The organism is Candidatus Dechloromonas phosphoritropha (assembly GCA_016722705.1).
Classification (GTDB): Bacteria; Pseudomonadota; Gammaproteobacteria; order Burkholderiales; family Rhodocyclaceae; genus Azonexus; species Azonexus phosphoritrophus.
The window spans coordinates 809,250-834,271 of record JADKGN010000004.1 but is presented as its reverse complement, the minus strand read 5'-3'; the positions used below and the strand labels follow the sequence as shown (position 1 = coordinate 834,271).

Sequence of the window (25,022 nt, the reverse complement as noted above, 5' to 3'; positions counted from 1 at the left end):
GAAGCCCAAATCATGGATCCTACGATATTTCTCTACCTGTCCAGCGGCTTGTTCCTGGGTTGGTCGCTGGGGGCCAACGATGCCGCCAACGTGTTCGGTACGGCGGTCGCTTCGCGGATGGTCAAGTTCCGTACGGCGGCGATTATCCTGACCATCGGCGTGATTCTCGGCGCCATCGTCAGTGGCGCCGGGGCGGCGCACACCTTGTCGAAGCTCGGTTCGATCAATGCGCTGGGCGGCGCCTTCATGGTCGCATTTTCGGCCGCGGCAGTCGTCGCCTGGATGACCATCGTCGGGTTGCCGGTATCGACCACCCAGGCTGTTGTCGGAGCGATCATCGGCTGGAACCTGTTCACCGGTTCGGTCACTGACTACAGCGTCTTGAATACCATTGCTGCCACCTGGATCGCCAGCCCGCTGCTCACCGGCTTTTTCAGCTACTTCATCTACAAGGGGGTGATGAAGCTGCTCGAGCGGACGAAGATTCATATCATCCGCCTCGACGCCATGACCCGCATCGGACTGGTCATCGCCGGCGCCTTGGGCTCCTACTCGCTGGGCGCCAACAACATTGCCAACGTTATGGGCGTGTTCATCGGCGCGAATCCTTTCGTCGATTTGCGCGCCGGGGCATTCGAGTTCTCCGGTCTGCAGCAGCTGTTCCTGCTCGGCGGCTTGGCGATCTCGGTCGGCGTCTTCAGCTATGCCAAAAGGGTGATGATGACCGTGGGAACGTCAATCGTCCCGCTGACGCCGGTCGGTGCTTTTGTCGTGATCATCGCCACCTCCTTGGTGCTTTTTCTCTTCGCCTCGGAAGACCTGGAGTATGCCTTGGCGTCAATTGGCCTGCCGACCATCCCTCTGGTGCCGGTATCGAGTTCGCAGGCGGTCGTCGGCGGCGTCATCGGGATCGGGCTGATCAAGAACGCCAAAAACATCAAGTGGAGCGTCGTCGGCCGCATTACCATCGCCTGGGTTCAGACGCCGGTCATCGCGGCACTAGTTTGCTACGTCTTCCTCTTCTTTCTGCAAAACGTCTTTGGCCAAACGGTCTACAACCCGTCGGAATACCGTCTCTCGGAACCGGTGCTGGTCCATCGCGGCGATGCTGGCGACACCAAGGCGCTTTCCGAGGTTGTGGGCAAGAGCTTTTCCACGTCGGGCGCACTCAAGAGCGCGATCAACAAGGCGAAGCCCGATCTGGATTCTCAGACCGTGCTGAAGATTGTCGACGACTCGCTGGTCGAGGTAATCACCGTCGATCCAGCCAAATTCAAGGATCTGGAAAAGCTGAACGTGATTGACGCCGAGCGCCTGGACGCCTTGCGCACGCTGAGCGGCAAGACCTTCACTTACCGTTGGCAACTGATTGAGGCCTTGGCAGATGCGTCGCCCGAGTGGAAGCTGAAGGAAAAAACAGTCGTCAACAAGCCATACAACAGGGAGATCCAGAAAGACCTCGACCTGGTGATGGATGCCTACGTCGCCAAGATGAAATAGGCCGCCTCTACGGCAAGCAGCAGGGGGCCGGACATCGGCTCCCTGCTGCTTTTCCTGATGGTCGCCGGAACGAATGCTTCTCACGCACCTTGTCGCGTCGCTTACGCGTCGTCGTCTCTGGCCAGGGGAGAACATGTTTGTTGTCGCAACTTCAGTATCGCTCCCCGACATTGCCAAGGCCATTGACAAGACCGGCCCGCGTCTGGAGAGCGCGCGCGGACGTCTCGGACACGGGCCCCGCGCTGCCGGCTGCATCACGTGCAGCCTTCGCTGCTGGCAGCGCCGCGCTCGCGGGATCGCGCAACCTTCCTGATTGATGGCCACTGAACCGCACCGGCCAACAGCAGCCTTGAACTCCGGCGCCGCTCGGGCGCGGCTGGAGGCCCCAAGCGCAGGGCAGGTCACCTTGGACCTGTTGCTGCGCTCGCCGAGCGACGATGTTCACAGCCCCTTCGTAACGCTGGATCGTGCTTACGCCTATGTGCCCACATCACTCTGCGAACGGAACGGCGACGAGAATGAGGAAAAAGCTGCCAAGGACGGATGAGGCGTCATTGTCGGGATACACCTCGCCAGACGATCTATCTCGACGATCCCGTCGCAGCGAACCCCTCGCGTTTGTCGCAGAATCGAACCTCACTGCGCTTGCGCACCAGAAGCACGCCCACGTTGGCGGTCGCCTGGATGCCTGCTCAGCCGCCTAGCCATTGGCGCCGACTGCTGTTTGCCGACGACAGCAAGCGCAAGTTCAGGGCCGACTACCTGACCCGGCAGGTATGGGTGTGGAATGGCCACTCGCCTGCGGCCACCCCTAGCACCTTCTGGTACGCAGAGCAATTGACGGCGCGACGTTCCGGTTCTGCCTGGCCAACGCCAAACCTGACCTGCGGCATCCTCGCCCATGGCTTTGCCCGCGGCCGTTGTGCCGAGTGTGACCAGGATTTTCTCGTTGCCTACTCCTGCAAGGGACGCGGTATCTGTCCGTCCTGCAATACCCGGCGCATGGTGGAGACCGCCGCCCATCTGGCCGACCACGTCATCCCGCCACCACGCAAACATCGTCATCGCTACGTCGGGGTGCTGGCACCGAACTCGCCACTACGGGCAGCAGTCACTACACTGGCGCAGTCGGCCGGAATCGGCAGCACCCCGGTTGCTGCCGGTTCCGGCGTGCACACTGGGCCAATTGCGCCACTCGCTGCATCGACCGACGAACCGCTGCATCGCAAAGTGGCGCGCTACGCATGGGCGCTGGTATTGGCGCGTATCTGTGAGGTGTTGCCGCTGGGGTGCCCGAAGTGCGGCGGCCAGATGAAGATCATCGCCTTCATCACCGAGGCGGTGGTGATCCAGGAGATTCTCGGTCATCTGGGTGAGCCGACCTCATTGCCACGCCTGCTACCGGTCCGCGGGCCGCCGCAGTGGGAGATCGCGGGCGTCGCGCCGCACGAGAGCGATCCGCAAGTGCAACCGGCACCGCACCATGCCGCGAAGCAAATCCCCTGGCGGGGCGAGTTCGATCAGCGCATCGCGTGGTAGGGCAACAGACGAACAGACGTCGCTCGTCGGAGGGCAACTCGCGCCTGAGGCCACCTGCGCGGCAAATTTCCGCCGCCCAAGTGGCCTCAGGCACAGACAGCGGGCATGCAGTGGCGGGTTTTTCAGGTTTATTTGACTTCAGACTCATACCCCATTGGATAATGCTGGCATTTGACCCAGTCCGTGCTCTACCACATAATCTGACACATGGATGCTGCACTCTGGATCGAACTGGCCGTTTTTGTCGTCCTGCTCTGTTTTTCGGGTTTTTTCTCGAGCACCGAAACATCGCTGTTCTCTTTGAGTTCGTTCCAGCTCGATCAGATGCGCGCCGCCAAGCATCCGCGCATCGGCCTGATTGAGCGGCTGCGCAGCGAGCCGCGACGACTGATCGTCACCATCCTGATCGGCAACGAATTTGTCAACGTCTCGGCATCGGTGATCTCGGCGGCAATGATCATCCACCTGTTCGGCGCCGAGAACGAGATGATCAATCTGCTGGTCATGGTGCCGATACTCCTGCTGTTCGGCGAAATTACCCCGAAGGTGCTGGCGATCCGTAACAATGTCGCCTTCGCCAGCTTCGAAGCACGGCCGATCGATCTCTTTGCCCGTCTCATAACGCCATTGCGTGAGGTCATCCGCTACGTCTCCGACTTCTTCATTACCCTCATCGTCGGCAAGCAGCGCTCGCAGGGCAACCTGGTCACCAAGGACATGCTGCGCACGCTGGTGCATGATGCGCTCGGCGAAGGCGCCCTCGACAGCGACGAAGCGCAATACATCGAGAAGATCTTCGAGTTCGGGAACAAATCGCTGCGCGACATCATGCGGCCGCGCTCCGACATCCAGTTTCTCTCCGCCGAGGTGCCAATGGCCGATCTGCTCGTCAAGATCAAGGCCGCCCGCCAGTCGCGTTACCCGGTTTTCAAGGGGCGTCGCGATGCCATCCTCGGCATCCTCTACACGCGCGACTTGCTCGGCGTCGATCTCGCCAAGCTCGAGCGCGACCCGCAGGGGGTACGCAAGCTGTTGCGGCAGCCGCATTTCTTCCCCGAGTCGAAGCCGGCGCTGGAACTGTTCCACACCTTTCGCCAGCGCAAGCTGTCATTCGCGCTGTGCGTGGACGAGTACGGCGGCGTCACCGGCCTGGTGACCATGGAGGATCTGCTCGAGTGCGTCTTTGGCGAGATCGCCAGCCCGTCCGACTCCGCAGTCGTCAGCCCGCAGGCTGTCAGCGAACTCGCCGATGGGCGCCGATTGATCGACACCAGCATCTCGCTCGCGGACTTCAACCGTGAGTTCGCGGTCAGCCTCGCCAGCGAGGAAGTTGAAACCCTCGCCGGGGCGCTGCTCGAGGCTTTCGGCGAACTTCCGGCGGGAGGCGCGACGATAGACCTCTGCGGGCTCAGTTTCACCGTCGACGGCGTCGAGCACAACCGCATCACCCGCGTCCTTGTCGAGCGCCCGCCGGAAGAGGTTGCCAGCCCCGGCATCGCCGTCGCCTGGGAGACGGTCAACGCGGCCGCCGCGGAAGATGTTGCGGCCGAGGCGCCGCGCACGAAGGATGGCGCCTAGATGTCGGATATCTGGATCACGGTCCTGCTGATGGTCGTTTTCCTGATCACCGAAGCATTCTTCTCGGGATCGGAACTCGGTGTTGTCAGCGCCGACCGCATGAAGCTTCGCCACGCCGCCGCCAAGGGCTCGCGCGGCGCGCGCCTGGCCCTGGAGATGCTCGAGAAGAGGCCGGAGTGGCTGCTGTCGACGACCCTGGTCGGAACCAATATTGCGGTGGTCGCCAACTCGACGATCGCCACCTCGCTGATGATCGAGATCTTCGGCGAGGCCGGCGGCTGGCTCGCGGTGGTGCTCGTTGCCCCGCTGATCTGGGTTTTCGGCGAGATTGTCCCGAAAAGCGTCTTCCAGCAGCGTGCCGATACGATCACGCCCTACGTGATCTACGTCTTACGCTTCTTCTCGATCATTTTCTCGCCGATCCTGATCGTCTTCGTCACGCTGTCGAAATTCCTCTCGCGACTCGCCGGCGCGCGCGATGACCACAATCCCTTCACCCTGCGCGAGCAGATCCAGAGCATGGTGCAGATGCCGCCGCAGGAGGGCGGCGACATTCAGGCGACCGAAAAAACGATGATCAGGCGCATGTTCAATTTCTCGGAAACCACGGTTTACAAGGTCATGGTGCCACTGATCGACGTCACCGCCGTCGACCGGAAATGTACCGTCGGCCAGGCAGTACGCCTGGCGGTGGACAGTTCGCATGCCCGCCTGCCGGTCTACGATGGCCGGATCGACCGTGTCATCGGCGTCCTCAACACGATGGACCTGCTCGGCGTGGATGCAGCCGCGCCGATCGAACCCTTCATCTGCCCGACGCGCTACGTTCCGATGAGCAAAAGCGCCGAGTCGATGCTCGTTGAACTGCGCAAGGACGGTGACGCGATGGCAGTGGTCATGGACGAATTCGGCGGGGCCGAGGGCATCGTCACGATCGAGGACATCATCGAGGAGGTGGTCGAGGATATCGAGGACGAATACGACCGCCAGGAAAAACCGGCCGGCTGGCTGAAAAGGCTTGGCCATCATGACTACCTGGTCAGCGCTCGCGCCCACCCGGCGATGCTGAACGAAAAGCTCGGGCTGAAGCTGCCCGGCCAGGGCAGCTACGACACGCTCTCCGGCTTCATCCTCGAGTTCGCCCACGAGATCCCGGCGCCCGGCACGACGATCGAAGTCGAAGGCATCAAATTTACTGTCCAGCGCGCGACGCCGCAGGTCATCCAGGAAGTGCAGATCCGCTGGTAGTGGCGGCTTGTCGTGTTGAACAGCCGCCGACCCTGCCGGCGGCCCCGTGCAGGACCCGTAGTGCGCGGTGGCGCGGGGCAATGGCGGGTTCGTGCCCGCCGCCAATCAGCTTTCTGATTGACTGTGACGGGGGCACGGTAATATCCTTCTGCTTCGGCAGGCAGCCCGATGAGGGGGGGGCTCAGCCGTTGGCAGAGATCCGTTGCGTCCCGCTTGCCGTAATGTCTTCTCGTGCCGTGAGGTTTCCAGGCTTTTTCGAGCACCGCGCTCCGCGCATGCGGGTTCGTTCGTACGGTAAAGGGGGGCGCGTGATCAGCCGCTTTGCGTCCGTATTCTACATACTTGGCATTCTGATCGCCGGCTTCGGCGCCCTGATGCTGATTCCGCTCGCCATTTCCTGGTTGACCGCCGATGGCGCCCACAGCGCTTACGACGAGGCCGTGCTGATCACCTTCGCGACGGGAGCGCTCCTGGCGCTTTCGGTCCGCGGGAAAAGACGCGAAATGCAAGTGCGCGAGAGCTTCCTTCTGGTCGCGCTGATCTGGTCGTTGCTCCCGGCTTTCGGCGCGCTGCCGCTCTATCTGCACATCGACGGCCTGTCGTGGACCGACGCCTATTTCGAGGCGGTTTCGGGGTTGACCGCAACCGGAGCGACGGTGCTTTCCGGGCTCGACGCATTGCCGGTGTCGATCAACTTCTGGCGTACCTTCATGCATTGGGTTGGCGGCCTCGGCGTCGTCGTTCTCGCGGTGGCCATCCTGCCGCTGCTGGGTATCGGCGGACGCAGCATGTTCAAGGCCGAAACGCCGGGGCCAATGAAGGATTCACGGGTCACGCCACGTATTACCGAAGCCGCCAAGGGGCTCTGGGTGGTCTACGTGATCCTCACGGCCGCATGCGCCGTGGCACTTCTCCACGCCGGGATGGACCCCTGGGATGCGTTGATGCATGCCTTCTCGGTCATGGGACTCGGCGGTTTCTCGACAAAGGATGCCAGCCTGGGCCACTTCAACAGCCTGGAGATAGAACTGGTGGTGATTTTCTTCGCACTGCTCGCCGGCATCAACTACACCACCCACTTTCTCGTTTTCACGAAACGCTCCCTGCACCCCTACCGTGTGGACGTCGAGGCGCATTATTTTCTTGCTGTCCTGGCGCTGAGTTCTGTCCTGCTGTCGCTCTGGCTGATGCCGGACGCAATCTACGGCGATTTCCTGACAACGCTGCGTTATGTTGCCTTTCATTCGGTTTCCGTGGCCACCTCGCTCGGCTTTGCCACCACCGACTACGGACAGTGGCCCATTTTCGCGCAGATGTGGATCCTGTTTCTCTGTACTTTCGCCGCCTGCTCGGGTTCAGCCGGCGGCGGAATCAAGATGATCCGTGCGGTGATCCTCTACAAGCAGGTGTTCCGCGAGCTGATGCGCGCCATGCATCCACGCAGCGTGCTGAACGTGCGCTTCGGCAGGATGACGATTCCCGATACTGTCCTGCACTCCATCCTCGGCTTCATGTTCATCTACGTGGTCACCACCGTTTCGCTGACGCTGCTGCTGATGGCGACCCGTCTCGACCCCGTCACCTCTCTCTCGGCGGTCGTCGCCTGTCTCAACAACACCGGACCCGGCCTTAACCTGGTCGGGCCGTCCACGACCTATGCCGTGCTGACCGACTTCCAGACCTGGGTATGTACCTGGGCGATGCTGCTCGGACGCCTCGAGATCTTCACCCTGCTCGTCGTCCTGATGCCCGCATTCTGGCGGCGCTAGAAAGCAGCCTCCGCTATCGCCAATGTCGGGTTTGCCATGCCCGCGCCGGACGGCGGGCCGGAAGCCGCCGCTGTCGTTCCGGTGCGCCGCCGATTGTCGCTCCACCCGGCTCCGCGTCCAGAATTTCCTCAAAAACCGCAATGGGGTTCCGAAAGATCAAGAAACCGCAGATCTTGTAAGGGTATTGTAAGAATCATCGTCCACTCTGATTCTGAAGCGTCTCGCCGAGACCGCAAAAATCACCTAATCAACGACCCTGGCGGGAACTTCGATAGCGAAGTGCTGAGCAGTCCGGAGACTGGAACATCCGGTCAGCGACAAGAGAAACAGTCGTTCGTGGGAAGTGCCCCTCGATTACGGATTTCGCAGTAGCTTTTTGCGAAACAGGCGTCGTGCCTCGGGTCTCCCCTCCACGCGCGGTCATGAGTCTTTCATTGCACACCAGAAGGAGGAGTCACCATGTCTAATTCCATTCATGCAACAAAGGAACTACAGGCGTACTGGAAGGAAAACCTGACCTTGATCAGTATTCTTCTGATCATCTGGTTCGCGGTGTCGTACGGGTGCGGCATCCTGATCGCCAATCAACTCGATGCCTATCACATCGGCGGCTTCCCGCTCGGTTTCTGGTTCGCCAATCAGGGATCGCTGATCACCTTCGTCGTTCTGATCTGGGTTTACGTGTGGAAAATGGACCGGCTCGACATCAAATACGGCGTCGAAGAAAAATGAATCCATCCTCGCCGCGCACCGCGCACCGCGCGCTGTGACGGTCTTGCATGATTTACGAATCGATGAGGGGACAATGAAATGAGTATTCTTACCTGGACATGGATCCTTACCGGCGCCAGTTTCGCCGTGTATATCTACATCGCCTACTGGGCGCGGGCAAAATCGACCGGCGATTTCTATGTCGCCGAAAAATCGGTTCCGCCGCTGCTGAACGGAATGGCGACCGGCGCCGACTGGATGTCGGCGGCGTCGTTCATCTCGATGGCGGGCCTGATCTCCTTCCTCGGACGCGACGGCTCGTATTACCTGATGGGCTGGACCGGCGGTTACGTTCTGCTGGCGATGCTGTTCGGTCCCTACCTGCGCAAGTACGGCAAATTCACGGTACCCCAGTTCATCGGCGACCGTTACTATTCCGATACGGCGCGCGTCATTGCGCTGGTCTGCGCCATCTTCGTTTCATTCACCTATGTCGCCGGCCAGATGCGCGGCGTCGGTGTGGTCTTCTCGCGCTTCATGGACGTCAGCATCAACACTGGCGTCATCATCGGCATGGCTCTGGTCTTCTTCTATGCCACGCTGGGAGGAATGAAAGGCATCACCTATACGCAGGTTGCGCAGTACGTGGTGCTGATCTTCGCCTACCTCATTCCGGCGATCTTCATCTCCATGCAGTTCACCGGCAATCCGATTCCGCAAATAGGCTACGGGTCGGCCATAACGGCCGAGGGCGCGAAACTGCTGGGCAACCCCGCGGACCAGGGGCGATACCTGCTCGATGTCCTGAACCACCTGAACACCGATCTCGGCTTTGCCGCGTACACCAGTGGTCAACGGCCGATGATCGACGTCTTCTTCATCACCTTCTCGCTGATGATCGGGACCGCCGGCCTGCCGCATATCCTGATCCGCTTCTTCACCGTTCCCAAAATGCGTGACGCCCGTTCATCCGCGGGCTGGGCACTGATCTTCATCGCCCTGCTGTACACGACTGCGCCGGCGGTTGCCGCCTTCGCCCGGACCAACTTCATCAAGACCATCAACAACGTCGAGTATGTGCAGGCACCTTCCTGGTTCAAGAACTGGGAAAAGACCGGGCTGGTTGGCTGGAAGGACAAGAATGGCGACGGCATCATGCAGTATCGCCCCGGCAAGTGGGACGATCCGAAGAGCGCCAACGAAGTCAAGATCGACCAGGACATCATGGTGCTGGCCAATCCGGAAATCGCCAACCTACCGAACTGGGTCGTCGGTCTGATCGGCGCCGGCGGCCTGGCTGCCGCCCTGTCGACCGCGGCGGGCCTGCTGCTGGTGATATCGGCGGCGATCTCGCACGATCTGATGAAGAATATCGTCAAGCCCAGCATGTCGGAACGAGAAGAACTGTGGTGGGCGCGCGGCGGTGCCGGCGTGGCGGTTGTCATCGCCGGTCTGTTCGGCATCTACCCGCCAGGATTCGTCGCCCAGGTGGTCGCCTTCGCCTTCGGTCTGGCGGCAGCGTCGTTCTTCCCGGCAATCCTCATGGGCATCTTCAACAAGAAGATGAACAAGGAGGGCGCGATTTCGGGCATGGTCGTCGGCATTGTCGTTACTGCGGGCTATATCTACTACTACAAGTACGGGAATCCGGCCGCCAACAACGCCGCCGGCTGGTGGATGGGTATCTCGCCCGAAGGCTTCGGCACCGTCGGTGCGGCGCTAAATTTCGTTGTCGCTTACGTCGTCAGCAAGTTCACACCGGCTCCGGCGGAGGACATCCAGGAACTGGTAGGAAGTCTCCGTTACCCGGGCAAGCTGGTAGTCCCACCAACCAGCCATTGATCGACGTTACCACCTGAAGTGTGACGATGGCGGCAGCCGGAAGCGGCGGCCGCCATTTTTTCTGGTACCGAATGAGCCATCAAAGGAGTTGCGCAATGCGTGTGACCGCGGATCCGCTTCAAGGCAGGGATAACATGATCAAGCGTCTGAACAAATACGTCCTCAAGGCGATTTTCGGCATACGCTTCCGTTCGGTCGCCGCCGTCTTTCTCGGCGCCAGCGCCGGCTTGAGCCTGACGTCGACGGTACTCCCGACGGTTATCGAACTCGCGGGAGCGAGCGACAGTTTTTCAGCGCGCCTGGAACTGTCTGGCCTTGCCGTATACGCCATCATGCTGTGGGGGGTCGGGGGCTGGGCCGCGCGGAAAGCGGGGGGCGTCCTCGGAGGGGCGATCGTCCTTGGCCTGGTGGGGTTGATCAGCGCGGCCGTGTTCTCCGCCATGGCCTTGGGCACCGGGGCACAATTGCTGCTGCTCTGTGCGGCGGCGGGAATGGCCTATGGAACCTTTGGCGGGATGCTGATTGCCGCCGCCCTTCGCGAACCGAATGTCGCCGTATCCCGGACTGAGTAGCGACCAGATCATGCGGGTGCGCTGAGATATTCGTCACCCCGACGAAAGCCGGGTCCAATTGGTTGTCGTTCCGGATTCCGGCCCGCGCGGAAATGACGATTCCGCATTGAATCGCACATTCCCGGCGGCCACATCCACCAATTTGGCCACAGCATCATGATCGTCATCGTAGCTCCGCGCATGATCTTCATCGAGACGGGCTTCGGCTCCTTGACCGCGACGCCGGGGGGCAAGTCATGACGGCGCTCCTTCCGCCGCTGCTCCGCTACGGGGCGTCAGCGAAGCCTGCCGGCCGCTGCTGGCCAGGGAACTCGATCGCATCGCCGCGACAGCTCCGTTCGATGAAACCCCGGCGAGCCGCCTGACCGGGATTTTCGCCGAGGCCGACATTCTCTTCTTCCGTCACGGCAAGATCATTTGCCACCTGGAGATCGCCGAGAACGGGACCAGACTCTGGGTCGTGCGCCAAGGCAGCGTTCACGCAACACCCCACGACGATGGGCAGTCCCAGGCATCGGCCACGGAACTGCTGCGTGCCGGAGCGATCTTCCCGTTCGAGTACGCACTGTCCGGAGCCCCCGCACTGCGCGTCTATTCCGCCGCCGAGGACAGTTCCCTGTGGGAGATCAGCGGCGAAGTCCTGCAAGCACTGCTTTCCGAACCCGCCGTACTGCGCTGGATCGTGCAGCGGCTGCAGGAAGCGAAGGTCAGTCTCCGCCAAACCGGCGCCGAAGTGCGGCGCGGCCGTCAGGCAAGCGATCAGGCGCTGGCTCTCCCGGCGTCGACGGCGGGCAGCGAGGAAATTGTCTGCATCCCGACACGGACTGTCGTCAGTGAGGTCGCCGCTTTGATGGGCGCGCAGAGGGTCGGTGCCGTTGCCGTTGGTTCACCAAAGGCCATCACCGGTAGGGCCGCTGGGTTGATCTCGCGGCGGTGCTGAACGGCGCCATCGGCAAAGAGATGGGCGAGGTTGCTTCGCTGAATCGTTGGGAGAAGCGCCTGATGGTCGACGTCGTCGGGGGACACTCGGCGGTGCGCGACGTGTTCGTAATGACGCAGCTTCTCGAGATCGCCCTGGCGGTTGCCGAGGAACGCGACATCCCGACGCTCGACGGTCTGCTTGCCGAACACCGCTCCCGCGTCTGGCTGTACGGAGAGTATTCCCGGCGACAAGGAGTAACCGGTTCGATTGTTTCCGCGCCGGCCCACGACTGCCTTGTTGCCGGCCCCACAATTCCGGAATCAGGAACGAACCCGCCTGGCAGTCAGAGCCTGTCGCAAATGACGTCCGCCGGCATGCCCGTCGCTGCCGGAGCTGGCGAGGGCGACCCGTGCCGGTGGTCACCGGCCGTGGTCATCCTCGCGTCAGACCTTCGCGAAGCGCATGATCCCGCCCGTAGCCGGGTCGCAACTGACGCGAATCGTATCCCTGGCGGCAAACCTGCCTTCGAGGATGGCCTTGGCCAGCGGATTCTCGATCTGCTGCTGAATGGCGCGCTTGAGCGGCCGGGCACCGAACACCGGGTCGAAACCGGCCTGGGCCAGTTCGGCCAGCGCGCTGTCGTCGACCACCAGCCCCATTTCGAGCTGGCCCAGCCGCTTTTTGAGATAACCAAGCTGGATCCTGGCGATGCCGGCGATGTGCTTTTCGTCCAGCGCGTGGAAGACCACCACCTCGTCGATACGGTTGATGAACTCCGGCCGGAAGTAGCTCTTGACCTCGGCCATCACCGCCATCTTGATCACGCCGTAATCGTCGCCGGCCATCTGCTGAATCATCTGGCTGCCGAGGTTGGAGGTCATGACGATCACCGTGTTCTTGAAATCGACGGTGCGCCCCTGGCCATCGGTCATCCGCCCGTCATCCAATACCTGCAACAGCACGTTGAAGACGTCCGGGTGCGCCTTCTCGACCTCATCGAGCAGGATCACGGAATAAGGCTTGCGGCGCACGGCTTCGGTCAGGTAGCCACCCTCCTCGTAGCCGACATAGCCCGGCGGCGCGCCGATCAGGCGGGCGACCGAATGCTTCTCCATGAACTCGCTCATGTCGATGCGGATCAGGTGATCCTCGGCATCGAACATGAACTCGGCCAGCGCCTTGCACAGCTCGGTCTTGCCGACGCCGGTCGGGCCAAGGAAGAGGAAGGAACCGTAAGGCCGGTTGGGGTCGGACAGGCCGGCGCGCGAGCGGCGAATGGCATCGCCGACCAGGCGCACCGCTTCGTCCTGGCCGACCACCCGCTTGTGCAGACGCTCTTCCATGTGCAGCAGCTTTTCACGCTCGCCCTGCATCATCTTGCTGACTGGAATTCCGGTGGCGCGTGAGACCACCTCGGCAATTTCCTCAGCACCGACATGGGTGCGCAGCAACTTGTTTTTTGGCGAATTTTCGCTGTTGACCGCCGAATCGGCCGCCTTCAACTGGGCGTCGAGCTGCGGCAGTTTGCCGTATTGAAGTTCTGCGACCTTGTCGAGCTTGCCTTCGCGCTGCAGTTTGACGATCTCGGCTTTGACCCGGTCGATCTCTTCCTTGATCAGCGCCGAGCCGAGCACCGCCGATTTCTCCGATTTCCAGACTTCTTCGAGGTCGGAATATTCCTTTTGCAGCTTGATAAGCTCTTCCTCGATAAGCGCCAGACGCTTCTTCGAGGCTTCATCCTTCTCGCGTTTCACCGCCTCACGCTCGATCTTCAACTGGATCATGCGCCGCTCGAGCTTGTCCATCGACTCCGGCTTGGAGTCGATTTCCATCTTGATGCGCGCCGCCGCCTCGTCGATCAGGTCGATCGCCTTGTCCGGCAAAAAGCGGTCGGTAATGTAGCGGTGCGACAGCTCGGCAGCGGCAACGATGGCCGGGTCGGTGATGTCGACGCCGTGGTGCAGTTCGTACTTTTCCTGCAGGCCGCGCAGGATGGCGATGGTCGACTCGACGCTTGGCTCCTCGACCAGCACTTTCTGGAAACGGCGTTCGAGCGCCGCATCCTTCTCGATGTACTTGCGATACTCGTTGAGTGTCGTGGCGCCGATGCAGTGCAGTTCTCCGCGCGCCAGCGCCGGCTTCAACATGTTTCCGGCATCGATCGCGCCTTCGGCCTTGCCGGCGCCGACCATGGTGTGCAGTTCGTCGATAAACAGGATGATCTTGCCTTCTTCCTGCGAAACTTCCTTCAACACCGCCTTCAGCCGCTCCTCGAATTCGCCGCGATACTTGGCGCCGGCCAGCAGGCCGGCCATGTCGAGGACCAACACCTTCTTGCCCTTCAGTGTATCCGGCACCTCGTCATTGACGATGCGCTGGGCCAGGCCTTCGACGATGGCGGTCTTGCCGACACCCGGTTCGCCGATCAGCACCGGATTGTTCTTGGTGCGGCGTTGCAGGATCTGCATGGCGCGGCGGATTTCGTCGTCGCGGCCGATCACCGGGTCGAGCTTGCCCTGCGCGGCGCGCTCGGTGAGGTCGATACAGTATTTTTTCAGGGCCTCGCGCTGGCCTTCTGCTTCCTGCGAATCGACACCCTGGCCGCCGCGCACGGCCATGATCGCTGCCTCGATGGACTTGCGGCTGAGGCCGTGTTGCCTGGCGATGCGACCGGTTTCGCCCTTGTCGTCGGTCAGCGCGAGCAGGAACATCTCGCTGGCGATGAACTGGTCGCCGCGCTTTTGCGCTTCCTTGTCGGTCAGGTTGAGCAGGTTGCCGAGGTCGCGACCGATCGACACCTCGCCGCCATGACCTTCGACCTTGGGCAGCCGGGTCAGCGCCTGACCCAGATCCTTCTTGAGGGCCGGCACATTGACACCGGCGCGGGCCAGCAGCGACGAAGTGCCGCCATCGTCCTGGTTGATCAGCGCCAGCAACAGGTGCTGCGCTTCGATGAACTGCTGGTCGCCGCCAACGGCCAAGCTCTGGGCATCGGCCAGCGCCTGCTGGAACTTGGTGGTGAATTTGTCGATACGCATGAAGTTCTCCGGGTAAGGATATTCTGATGCCCTTCAGATGAGGCCGCTCACGCGAATTTCAATGTTTGAATTTAGGCGCGCCATTCAAACATCATGGCGCCGGACGGCTATTGTTTCTGCCAGCGCGCCGCCGCCGTATCATCGCTGTCGCGGGCGTCCACCCAGTGCGCGCCATCGGCCGTTGCCTCGCGCTTCCAGAACGGGGCGCGCGTCTTCAGGTAATCCATGATGAATTCGCAGGCAGCGAAAGCATCGCCGCGGTGGGCGCTGGTAACGGCGACCAGCACGATCTGATCGCACGGCTGCAGGCGGCCGACGCGATGGATGACCAGCGCGCCGTAGAGGTCCCAGCGCGATTTCGCCTCGTCGACGATGGCGGCGAGCGCATTCTCGGTCATGCCGGGATAGTGCTCCAGCGTCATTTCGGAAACGCCGGTGCCGTGACTGACGTCGCGCACCAGCCCGATAAAGCTGGCCAGCGCACCGATCCGGGTATCACCGGCGCGCAGCGCCGCCAGTTCGGCGCCGACGTCGAAATCTGCTTCCTGGACGCGGATTGTCACGGTCAACCGCCGGTTACCGGTGGGAAAAAGGCGACCTCGTCGCCATCGGCGACCACCGCATCAAGCGCCGCTATATCCTGATTGACCGCGCAGCGCAGGTTCGTGGCACTGCCCAGCCGCGCGTGGCCCTGCCCGGCCAGCCAGTCGCGCAGGCCACCGACCGTGCTGACGCCGGCCGGCAACTCCACCGTCTCGCTGCCGGTGCCGAGCGCTTCCTTGAGGCTGGCGAAGTAAAGAACCTTGACGCTCACGACAGCAGTTCCGCAAACGGCACGAAGCGCACGCTATCGCCGCACTTGAAGGCCAGCGCCGGCGGGTTCATGACCAGGCCGTCGCCCCAGCATAGCGAGGTGGCAATACCGGAACCCTGATACGGGTAGAGCTCGACGCCGCCTTGATCGTTGATCCGGCCACGCAGGAACTCGGTGCGCATGTCGGGACGCAGCCAGTCGGAATCGGCACGCATGGCGTAGGAACGCAGCGCCACGTCGCTGACGCCCTGCAGGCGCAGGACGAAGGGACGAACCATAACCATGAAGGTGACGAAGGCCGAGACCGGGTTACCCGGCAGGCCGATGAACCACGCCTTGCCGCCCTCACGGCGCACCTCGCCGAAAGCCAGCGGCTTGCCCGGCTTGATGGAGATTTTCCACATGTCGATCTGGCCCTCAGCCTCGACCGCCGGCCGGACGTAATCTTCCTCGCCGACCGAAACGCCACCGCTGGTAACGATCAGGTCGTTGTCGACTGCCGCGCGACGCAGCGCGCCGCGCGTCGCGGCGAGCGTGTCGGGCACGATGCCAAGGTCGCGCACCTCGCAGCCGATGCCTTCAAGCAGGGCGCGCAGGGCATAGCGGTTCGAGTTGTAAATGGCGCCCGGCGGCAAGGGCTCGCCCGGCTGCACCAGCTCGTCGCCGGTGAAGAAGACGCCGACCCGAATCCGGCGATAGACCGGCAGTTCCGGCAGCCCGGCCGCCGCCGCCAGCGCAATGTCCTGCGGGCGCAGCTTGATGCCGGCCTGAAGGATCTCGGCACCGATGGCGATATCCTCGCCGGCGCGGCGGATGTTTGCCCCGGCGCGCGGCACCTGGTTGATGACCACGCCAGCATCGCCATGCGCGCACAGCTCCTGCATGACTACGGCGTCGGCGCCGGCTGGTACGGGTGCACCGGTAAAGATGCGCGCCGCGGTACCCGGCTGCAAGGCGGTGCCGACGGTGCCGGCAGGGATGCGCTGGCTAACTGGCAGGCAGACGCCGGCAGCGGTGACGTCAGCGGTACGTACGGCGTAGCCATCCATCGCCGAATTGTCGAGCGGCGGGACCGCCACGGTCGACCGCTGGGCGACGGCCAAAACGCGGCCGGCGGTGGCCGTCAGTGGCTGCGAGCGGATTTCCTCGACCGGCTGGGCGGCGGCGAGCAGTTTTTCCAGGGCTTGTTCATAACTCAGCATGGGCGCTCCTGCAGTTGGAGAGTGGTCATCACGAAGCCGGCGATGGCAGCAACGTCGTCGAGCGCCAGGCGCGGCAGGCTGGTGGCGATCTCGGCATCGGTCGCCACGGCGACGATGTCGCGGCGTTCGGGAAACAAGGGCGGCTTGCCGTTCTCCGGACGATAGACTTCGAGTTTGGGTATCGGTTCCTGCTTGAAACCCTCGATCAGCACCAGATCGCAGGGTGCCAGGCGAGCCAGCAGTTCGTCGAGGGATACGTCGGATTCGGCGCGCCGCTCGTGCATCAGCGCCCAGCGGTCGTTGCACGAGAGCAGCACCTCGCTCGCCCCGGCCTCGCGGTGACGATAGGAATCCTTGCCCGGACGGTCGATGTCGAAACCGTGATGGGCGTGCTTGATCACCGAGACACTGAGGCCGTGCGCCGTGAATTGCGGGATCAGTTTTTCCAGCAGGGTCGTCTTGCCGGAGCCGGAGTAACCGGCGATGCCAAATACTTTCATGGTCGGATTCTACCCGTTCAGGCGACGAATACTGGCGCAAAGCCGCCGCCCGGCGTGCGGAAATTGGTCGTCTGGCCCTGGTAGAGGCGGGCGGAAACCAACTGGATGCGCCGGTCGTAAACGACACAACGGAGGTCCGCCTTCATGCGCTGTTCGGTCGCGTCGACTATCACGACATGTTCCGACGGTGGGGCGATTTCCTGCGCGATGTAGCCGCCGTGCAGGATTTCCTCGAAGACCCGCCGCGTCAGCTTGTCACCGCGATATGCAGCGCGGCTGCCGAAACCGGTGGGCGGCTTGAAGAACCAGCGTTTGCGCCCGGCCCAGAAAATGGCCTCTTTTTCCGGGTCGACCGCGACAGTCCGCGGAATGCCGGCCAGCAGGGTGCGCTGCGTTTCTTCGGCGACACCAAGATGGCGTAGCGCGGTGGCGTCGGACAACAGCATCAGGTTGCGCTTGTCGGCGTAGAGGGCATGCGCCGGCGGATGCGGTGTGAGCACGACACCGCCGGCCTCGAAAACCGCCCGCAAATCGGCGTTGACCGTGGCATCCAGCGCAAAATCGGTGAGCCGGTTGTAGATCAAGTCGACCGGCTCGTCAGCGTGCAACAGGCGGTTGTCGTCGCGCACCAGGTCGCGCGGGTCGGCGATCACGGCGGCGATGCCGTGCTCCTCGAACAGTTCGACGAAAAGCGCAAATTCCGTCGCAAGAAACTGCTCGGACGGGGTTTCGTCGACGATGGCGATGCGCCGCAACGGTGCGTTGCCCCGCTCGAGCCGCCATTCCTCACGAAACATCGCAACGAATGCCTCCTTGACCCGCCGGCCCTCGGCGGCTCGCCCGTGCGCCGCGAGCAGGTAGGCGTTGATCAGCCCGCCGCCGGCGTTGGTGTTGATCTCGATCAGCTTGGGGCCGTCTGCCGCCAGATGGAAGTCGTAGCCGAGAAAGACGCCGCGTGCCGCGACCGGGCAGCGGGCGACTTGCGGCGCCCAGGCGAGGACGCGCGAGCGCCAGGCTGGCAAGGCGACAACCGATTCGATGGCGGCGATGATCTCGGCCATCGCGTTCACCGTCGCCGCATCGATGGTGATGGCGGCGTCGGCGAAGAGTTGCGGCTGCTCAGCGCGCAGCTTGTCGAAGATCGATTTCATCGGCCGGCAAGAAAATCGATGACGTCGGAGAGTTCCCTGGTGCGCCGCATCGGCGGCAGACTTTGCCAAATGCGGCGGCCATAGGGCTTCGACAGAAGTCGCGGATCGCAGATCATCAGCACGCCGCGGTCGGCTTCGTCGCGGATCAGCCGGCCGGCACCCTGTTTGACATTGATGACGGCGCGCGGTAACTGGTATTCCATGAAGGGATTGCGCCCCTGCTGCCGCATCTGCTCGATGCGCGCCGCGAGCACCGGGTCGTCGGGCGGCGCGAACGGGATCTTGTCGATGACGACCAGCGACAGCGCCTCGCCGCGCACGTCGACGCCCTCCCAGAAGCTCTGGCTGCCGACGAGGACGGCATTGCCGAGGTGGCGAAAGCGTCGCAGCAGATCGTTCTTGCTGCCTTCGCCCTGCAACAGCAGCGGCAGTTCGTGGCCCTCGTCCTCGAAGCGCGCCTTGAGGAGTTCGTGGGTGCGGCGCATCGCGCGCAGGCTGGTGCACAGGAAGAAGGCCCGGCCGCCCGAGGCGAGCAGCGCTGGAAATGCGGCGTCGACGATGGCATCGGTATACCCGAAGGAATTCGGCTCGGGCATGCCGAGCGGCGCGTAAAGCACCGCCTGCCTGGCGTAATCGAAGGGGCTTTCCCAGCACGCCGTTTCCGGCTCGCCGAGACCGAGTTCGCTGCAGTAGTGCTGGAACCTGCCCTGCACGGCGAGCGTCGCCGAGGTGAAAATCCAGGCGCGCGGGTGGCCGCCCATCTGCTTCTTGAAAATCTCGGCGACATCAAGTGGCGTCGAATTGAGTTGCAGCGAATGAGTGTAGGCCTCCCCCCAGCGCACGTAGCCGTCGCTGGTCTTCTGCCATTCGGCAATGCGCGCCACAAGTTCGAGCGCGCGCTGCCAGCACTTCTCCAGCCCTTCGGCGCGCTGGGCCTGGGTTTCCAGGATGGCGGCGAACTTCGCGATCTCCTCCTCCAGCGATTTGAGGGCCGGGGCAAATTCTGGACTTTCCAGCAGTTGACCGCAGGCGAAGCGCCCGGCATCGATGCCGACCGCCAGCCGCAGATCCCTGGCGACCTTTTCCACATCGCGGCTGCCCGTTTGCAGTTCGAGGCAGTCACGGGCATTGGCCAGCCCTTCGGAGCGCGCGTCGCGCACCAGATCGAGAACCTGCGCGGTCGACACGGTGTCGCCGAAGAACAGCGTGGCGACTTCCGGCAACTGGTGCGCCTCGTCGAAGATCACCGTGTTGCAGGCCGGTAGCAGTTCGGCCATGCCCTCGTCGCGCAGCATGACGTCGGCGAAAAACAGGTGGTGATTGACGACGACCAGATCGGCGGCCATCGCCTCACGCCGCGCCTGCATGACGAAGCAACCCTTGTAGTCGGGGCAATCCTGGCCGAGGCAGTTTTCACGGGTCGAGGTGGCGTGGTTCCAGACCGGCGAGTTCTCCGGGACGTCCGGACATTCGGCCTTGTCGCCACTGCGCGTGACCTTGGCGAAAACCGCGATGCGGCGCGCGTTGGCGGCATCCTCGCGGGTCAGGAAGCGGCCATCGGCGAGCGCGCGCCCGAGATGATAGGGGCAGACGTAGTTGGCGCGCCCCTTGAGCAGCGCGATGCGGACCGGCGCCTTGAGCGCTGCGCGCACCATCGGCAGATCCTTGTTGAACAACTGGTCCTGCAGGGTCTTGGTGCCGGTCGAGACGATGACCTTGCCGCCCGATTGCAGCGCTGGCACCAGGTAGGCAAAGGTCTTGCCCGTGCCGGTGCCGGCCTCGGCGATGAAAACCGAACAGCTATTGATGGCGGCGGCGATGCGCTCGGCCATGTCGACCTGCTGCGCGCGAACGCGGTAGCCGTTGATGGCCCGCGCCAGCGGGCCGTCGGGAGAGAATGTTTGCTGGAGGGAGGACAAGTGGGGTGCACCGGAAAAGTCCGGGAGAATCTTAGCAGATCGGCCTCCCCGCGGTTGGGCATTCCCGCTTCGTGATCCCCGTGTCGTCAGCGCGGGATTCGCATCGGCCGGGGGTCAGGCGCATCGCCCGCCCTGAGACGGACGATGGTTGACCAACTGAGCGGCAGCCGGATTCTCAGGCGGGAAGGGCGTGCCACGAGTTGTGCGCAGCGATGCGGTTGCCGCCCGCCGCCGCCGCGGAGATCCGATCCGGGTCGATAGACCAGTGCTTCAGTGTCCGCGCAATCAACTCGGCCTCGCCTGGGGCGAGATGGCGGTCGGCATGAACGATATCCATCATCGCGCGCAGCGTCTTCTTCCGCAGGAGAGGATTCCGGACTTCGTCCAGCATGCGGTCAATGGTGTCGTCATCGATGTCGAGCTCCTCGGTAGTCATGCGCCGTCCGGTGCGTAGCATGTCGGCGCAGAAGCCGTGGAAGACGTCGTCGAAGCGCCGGGAATCGAGACCGAGGCTGGCGACGGTCCGCTTGTCGTCGAGCAGGCTCAGCTCGCTGGTGTCGATGATTCCGTCGGCCAACAAGGCAAGCACGACCAGCCGACCCATGGCTTGCGGGCTGTCGAAAGGGTAGTGGCGCATGATGAGTGTCCTTTGCGGTGGGTGGTCGAGGCTTGCCGTGTCACGGTGCGGACAGGCGGGCCCATGGTGTCGGTGAATGGTTTGATCGAAGCGGATGTGTCGCTATTCTGAGCGACTGACGGAATTCCCGGACACTGGTTTCAGATGCCCTTGCCGCCAACCATGGCCATGATCTGACCCGCGTCGAGCGTCTTCGCCTTCTGCTGGATCTGCGGCAGATACTGGCTCTGCAATTGCTTGGCCGGGCCGAGCAGGTTCTGGAAACTTTCCTGCAACAACTGCGCGCTCATCTCGCGGCCGCCAGCATAGTAGCGTTTCGCGACCTGGCCGAGGGCATAGGTGCTGGCGAAGGAAAAGGCGATACCGGTGGCCGCGCTGCCGATCCTGCCGACAGTCTTTCCGGCGACCTTGCCGAGCAGGCCGCCGAGCAACTTGCGACCGAACTGTTCAAGGTATTGCGAGGTCAGGCCGACGCCAACGGTGGCGAGAAACTCCCTGATGTGCCCCTGATCGAGTTCGTGACCATGGGCTTTGCCGATGCGATAGACCATCTTGATCTGCAACGGGATGATGGCGACCGAGGCCCACGACTGCGGTAGCAGTTCGAGGGCGCCGTTGAGGATGGCGTAGTTCAGGATGGTTTTGTCGAGTTCCGCGTCGTTGACCGCGGCCGCCGCCGTGATAACCGGGTCGGCTGCAAGCACCGACGTGGCGGCGCTCACGGCCACGCTGTCGGCCTGGAGTTCCGCTGCGGCGCATTGCGCATCGCCGGAGAGGCCGAGCAGGGTCTTCAAGTCGGTAAGAAAGCGTTTCTCGCTGTCGCCCTGCACGCCATCGGCATCGCAGACGCAGACGGCCATTTCATAGGCGAACTGGCGTTGCCCGAGGTCATCGAGCGCCTTGGTGGCATCGGCCAGGGTGATGCGTTTGAGGAGAATATCCTGATAGAGCCTGGGCAAGTCGGGAGTGTCGGCACCCATGGTTTCGGCGAAGCGTCGAATGTGCTCGCGTTCGCGGTCGTCGTTGCTTCCATCCGCGAAGGCGGCGAACAGGCTGATTGCGAGAATGGCGTTGTCGGAATTCATGGGTTTTCCTTCAGGAGCGGGCGGGGAGTATTGTCGCGGTGTGCCGCCCGCGAATGTTAGGTCTTTATGTAACGATCTGAATCCTTTCGTGTTTGCGCGACCGTCACGAAAGTTGGCGAGTTCGCCAGGACAATGAGCGACGGCTGCTTTTGCGGCGGTTCCCCGTGCAAGGTCTCCATGGTGAATAATGCACCCATCGCAACGAACCGAGACGGAAGACATGACGATGAAATACGTGCTTGCCCTCGACCAGGGCACCACCAGTTCGCGTGCCATCCTGTTCGACGCCGGAGGCAAGCCCGTTTCCACCGCGTGGCGCGAACTGACCCAGCATTTTCCGCAGCCGGGTTGGGTCGAGCACGATCCTGACGAGATCTGGCAGACGCAGCTTGCCTGCGGGCGCGAGGCGCTGGCCGGGGCCGGGATCGCGCCGGGCGATGTGGTGGCCATCGGCATCACCAATCAGCGCGAGACCACCTTGCTGTGGGACCGTGCCAGTGGTCGCCCGCTGGCGCGCGCCATCGTCTGGCAGGACCGGCGCACGGCCGGGCGTTGCGCGGAATTGAAAGCTGCCGGCCACGAGGCGCTGTTCCGCGAGCGAACCGGGCTGCTGCTCGACCCCTATTTCTCGGGAACCAAGCTTGCCTGGCTGCTCGCCGCGATTCCCGGGGCGCGCCAGCGCGCCGAACGCGGCGAGCTAGCCTTCGGCACGGTCGATAGCTGGTTGGTGTGGCAGCTCACCGGCGGGCGCCGGCATGTCACCGATCCCTCTAACGCATCGCGCTCGCTGCTCTTCGAAATCCGCCGCGGCGCATGGGACGACGAACTGCTCGGACTGCTCGACATTCCACGCGCGCTGCTGCCCGAGGTGGTTCCCGGTAGCGGGGCGATTGCCGTTTGCGATCGTGAATTTTTCAGCGCGGAAATTCCCATCGCCGGGATTGCCGGCGATCAGCAGGCGGCCACTTTCGGCCAGGCCTGCTTCACCCCGGGCATGGTCAAGAATACCTATGGCACCGGCTGCTTCATGCTGATGAACACGGGGGTCACCGCGACACCCTCGACCCGCGGCTTGCTGACGACGGTCGCCTGGAGCAACGGTGGCGGGACAACTTTCGCGCTCGAGGGCAGCATCTTCATGGCTGGCGCCATCACCCAGTGGCTGCGCGACGGCCTCGGCATCATCAAGAGTGCAGGGGAAATCGAGGCGTTGGCCGCCAGCGTCCCCGATAGCGGCGGTGTGTATATGGTGCCGGCCTTTTCCGGGCTTGGCGCACCGTGGTGGGACCCCGGCGCGCGCGGCACCTTGCTCGGCATGACGCGCGGCACCACCCGCGCCCACATCGCCCGCGCCGCACTCGATGCCATCGCCTTGCAAAGCGCCGACCTGGTCGGCGCCATGGTTGCCGATTCGGGAATCGCCTTGGCCGAACTGCGCGTCGACGGGGGCGCCGCGCGCAACGACCTGCTGATGCAACTGCAGGCCGATCTGCTCGGGGTGCCCGTCGCCCGCCCCCGGGTTACCGAAACCACGGCGCTCGGCGCCGCCTATCTCGCCGGGATCGGGGTCGGCCTGTGGGCCGGCGAGGAAGAAGTTGCCGCGCAATGGCGGCTGGAAAGACGTTTCGAACCCGGAATCGCCGCTGCCGAGCGCGCCGAGAGAAGCGAGCGCTGGCGTACCGCAGTTGCCGTGGCCCGGCGCTGGCAAGCCTGACCGGTCAACGTTGCGGTCAGTGAGGCCTGCGCAAACAGCCGATTGTTCGCTTCAGATGGTGACGCGCTCGCCGGGGTGTGGCGGTCACACGTCTAACCAGCCCAGCTGGTCGCGGATAGCCGCCGCGAAATTGGCCGACGCCGCCGCCTCGCCGTGGACGACGAAGGTTTGCCGCGGCGGCTTGTGGAAGCCGCGCAGCCAGGTAAACAGCGCCCCTGGTCGGCATGTGCCGACAACCCGCCGATGGTGTAGATACGCGCCCTGACCGGAACTGGTTCGCCGAAGGTGCGCACCAGCCGCGCTCCGTCGACCAGGCGGCGCCCGAGCGTGCCCGCCGCCTGGAAGCCGGCGATCAGGATGCTGCATTCGCCGCGTGGCAGGCTTTCGCGCAGGTGATACTTGATCCGTCCGGCCTCGCACATGCCGCTGGCCGAAATGATTACCGCGTCGCCGCATTGGCCATCGGCTAGTCGACATTGACCTTGAGCCGCGAGAGACGCGTGCGGCGCGGGTACGCGCGGGGGCGGCAACGATTTCATCCTCGGTTTCCGGCAGCGAACGATGCTGGCGGTCGCCGTACGTGGACTCGATGAGTAGCTGGTCGGCTTCCGGCACCACCGGGTCAGGGTCGCACAGCACCGGGCGACCGGACATGCCGAGGTCGCCGGAGAATACCAGCGTGCGCGGGCGCCCTTCGTCGCCGTCCGTTATCTCCAGCCAGGCAGAACCGAGAATGTGACCGGCGTCATGGAAGCAGACCTTGACCGCCTCCGCCGGGGCAAGCGTTTCGCGATAGGCGACGGGGCGCAGCAGTTTGAGTGCCGACAGTGCCTCGGCCGCCGTGTTCAGCGGCGCCGGGATGCCGCGTTCGCTCTTGCCGCGGCGGTGGTGGTGGCGCAACTGCCACTCGGTCTCCATTTCCTGAATGTGCGCGCTGTCCGGCAGCAGCACTTCGAGCAGATTGATGGTGGCCGGCGTCGCCTAGATCGGACCGCGGAACCCGAGGACCGCCAGGCGCGGCAGCAGGCCGGAATGGTCGATATGGGCTTGTGTGAGGAGGACGAAATCAATTTCCCGCACGTTGCAGCCGAAATTCAACGTCCACAGGTTCTTGCTACGCGCTTCCGCCCCACCCTGAAACATGCCGCAGTCGACCAGAAACCGGGTATTTCCCGTTTCCACCAGGGTGCATGAACCGGTCACTTCGCCGGCCGCACCGAAAATGCTCACACGCATGCTTGTTTCCTCCTGTTCTTGCCAAGCATGAACTTCACATATTGG

The 25,022-nt window shown here is 63.2% G+C and carries 21 protein-coding genes and 1 pseudogene; 11 read left to right on the top strand and 11 right to left on the bottom strand.

The features are described from left to right. The first annotated feature begins 12 nt into the window (after positions 1–12). The 9 genes from IPP03_09535 to IPP03_09495 all read left to right on the top strand — a co-directional run bounded on the left by IPP03_09535 (position 13) and on the right by IPP03_09495 (position 10,759). Complete coding sequence (locus IPP03_09535; GenBank protein ID MBL0352885.1) at positions 13–1,500, top strand: anion permease; 1,488 nt, start codon at positions 13–15, stop codon at positions 1,498–1,500. 406 nt (positions 1,501–1,906) lie between these two features. Further along, entirely contained in the window at positions 1,907–2,047 is a 141-nt protein-coding gene (locus tag IPP03_09530; protein ID MBL0352884.1) for a hypothetical protein, read from the top strand. A gap of 137 nt (positions 2,048–2,184) precedes the next feature. Continuing rightward, positions 2,185–3,039 (top strand): transposase zinc-binding domain-containing protein, encoded by an 855-nt coding sequence (locus tag IPP03_09525; protein MBL0352883.1) that lies wholly within the window; start codon positions 2,185–2,187, stop codon positions 3,037–3,039. Positions 3,040–3,246: 207 nt separating this feature from the next. Next, complete coding sequence (locus IPP03_09520; GenBank protein ID MBL0352882.1) at positions 3,247–4,617, top strand: HlyC/CorC family transporter; 1,371 nt, start codon at positions 3,247–3,249, stop codon at positions 4,615–4,617. Continuing rightward, positions 4,618–5,865, top strand: coding sequence for an HlyC/CorC family transporter (locus IPP03_09515; GenBank protein MBL0352881.1), 1,248 nt, complete (start codon positions 4,618–4,620; stop codon positions 5,863–5,865). Positions 5,866–6,140: 275 nt separating this feature from the next. Continuing rightward, positions 6,141–7,634, top strand: coding sequence for a TrkH family potassium uptake protein (locus IPP03_09510; GenBank protein ID MBL0352880.1), 1,494 nt, complete (start codon positions 6,141–6,143; stop codon positions 7,632–7,634). A 459-nt stretch (positions 7,635–8,093) separates the two neighbouring features. Beyond that, complete coding sequence (locus tag IPP03_09505) at positions 8,094–8,366, top strand: DUF4212 domain-containing protein (GenBank protein MBL0352879.1); 273 nt, start codon at positions 8,094–8,096, stop codon at positions 8,364–8,366. A 78-nt stretch (positions 8,367–8,444) separates the two neighbouring features. Continuing rightward, complete coding sequence (locus IPP03_09500) at positions 8,445–10,187, top strand: cation acetate symporter (GenBank protein ID MBL0352878.1); 1,743 nt, start codon at positions 8,445–8,447, stop codon at positions 10,185–10,187. A 134-nt stretch (positions 10,188–10,321) separates the two neighbouring features. Continuing rightward, positions 10,322–10,759: a hypothetical protein gene (locus IPP03_09495; GenBank protein MBL0352877.1), complete on the top strand. Its 438-nt coding sequence runs from the start codon at positions 10,322–10,324 to the stop codon at positions 10,757–10,759. Positions 10,760–11,024: 265 nt separating this feature from the next. Here the strand turns inward: IPP03_09495 and IPP03_09490 are convergent, their stop codons facing one another. Next, positions 11,025–11,183: a hypothetical protein gene (locus tag IPP03_09490; GenBank protein ID MBL0352876.1), complete on the bottom strand. Its 159-nt coding sequence runs from the start codon at positions 11,181–11,183 to the stop codon at positions 11,025–11,027. Between the two features lie 36 nt (positions 11,184–11,219). Here IPP03_09490 and IPP03_09485 point away from each other — a divergent pair, with 36 nt between their 5' ends. Continuing rightward, complete coding sequence (locus IPP03_09485; GenBank protein ID MBL0352875.1) at positions 11,220–11,699, top strand: hypothetical protein; 480 nt, start codon at positions 11,220–11,222, stop codon at positions 11,697–11,699. A gap of 425 nt (positions 11,700–12,124) precedes the next feature. Here IPP03_09485 and clpB read toward each other — a convergent pair whose 3' ends face one another. The 9 genes from clpB to IPP03_09440 all read right to left on the bottom strand — a co-directional run bounded on the left by clpB (position 12,125) and on the right by IPP03_09440 (position 22,027). Beyond that, complete coding sequence (gene clpB / locus IPP03_09480) at positions 12,125–14,719, bottom strand: ATP-dependent chaperone ClpB (protein ID MBL0352874.1); 2,595 nt, start codon at positions 14,717–14,719, stop codon at positions 12,125–12,127. Between the two features lie 107 nt (positions 14,720–14,826). Next, positions 14,827–15,282: a molybdopterin synthase catalytic subunit MoaE gene (gene moaE, locus IPP03_09475; GenBank protein ID MBL0352873.1), complete on the bottom strand. Its 456-nt coding sequence runs from the start codon at positions 15,280–15,282 to the stop codon at positions 14,827–14,829. Between the two features lie 2 nt (positions 15,283–15,284). Continuing rightward, a complete protein-coding gene (moaD, locus tag IPP03_09470) occupies positions 15,285–15,533 on the bottom strand; it encodes a molybdopterin converting factor subunit 1 (protein MBL0352872.1) in 249 nt (82 codons plus the stop codon). Next, positions 15,530–16,735, bottom strand: a complete 1,206-nt coding sequence (locus IPP03_09465; protein MBL0352871.1) for a molybdopterin molybdotransferase MoeA — start codon at positions 16,733–16,735, stop codon at positions 15,530–15,532. The genes moaD and IPP03_09465 overlap by 4 nt, the downstream gene beginning before the upstream one ends. Beyond that, entirely contained in the window at positions 16,729–17,235 is a 507-nt protein-coding gene (mobB, locus tag IPP03_09460) for a molybdopterin-guanine dinucleotide biosynthesis protein B (protein ID MBL0352870.1), read from the bottom strand. Before mobB ends, IPP03_09465 begins: the two co-directional genes overlap by 7 nt. A gap of 17 nt (positions 17,236–17,252) precedes the next feature. Further along, positions 17,253–18,386 (bottom strand): hypothetical protein, encoded by a 1,134-nt coding sequence (locus tag IPP03_09455; GenBank protein MBL0352869.1) that lies wholly within the window; start codon positions 18,384–18,386, stop codon positions 17,253–17,255. Continuing rightward, on the bottom strand, positions 18,383–20,218 hold the full coding sequence (locus tag IPP03_09450; GenBank protein MBL0352868.1) for an ATP-dependent DNA helicase: 1,836 nt from the start codon (positions 20,216–20,218) through the stop codon (positions 18,383–18,385). The genes IPP03_09455 and IPP03_09450 overlap by 4 nt, the downstream gene beginning before the upstream one ends. 262 nt (positions 20,219–20,480) lie before the next feature. Beyond that, entirely contained in the window at positions 20,481–20,942 is a 462-nt protein-coding gene (locus tag IPP03_09445; protein MBL0352867.1) for a hypothetical protein, read from the bottom strand. A gap of 140 nt (positions 20,943–21,082) precedes the next feature. Further along, positions 21,083–22,027: a TerB family tellurite resistance protein gene (locus IPP03_09440; GenBank protein ID MBL0352866.1), complete on the bottom strand. Its 945-nt coding sequence runs from the start codon at positions 22,025–22,027 to the stop codon at positions 21,083–21,085. 226 nt (positions 22,028–22,253) lie between these two features. On the opposite strand from IPP03_09440, the gene glpK reads away from it, so the two are divergent. Beyond that, positions 22,254–23,741 (top strand): glycerol kinase GlpK, encoded by a 1,488-nt coding sequence (gene glpK, locus IPP03_09435; GenBank protein ID MBL0352865.1) that lies wholly within the window; start codon positions 22,254–22,256, stop codon positions 23,739–23,741. A gap of 84 nt (positions 23,742–23,825) precedes the next feature. On the opposite strand, the pseudogene IPP03_09430 reads toward glpK, so the two are convergent. Then, a pseudogene (locus IPP03_09430) lies at positions 23,826–24,977 on the bottom strand (MBL fold metallo-hydrolase). Positions 24,978–25,022 lie beyond the last annotated feature (45 nt).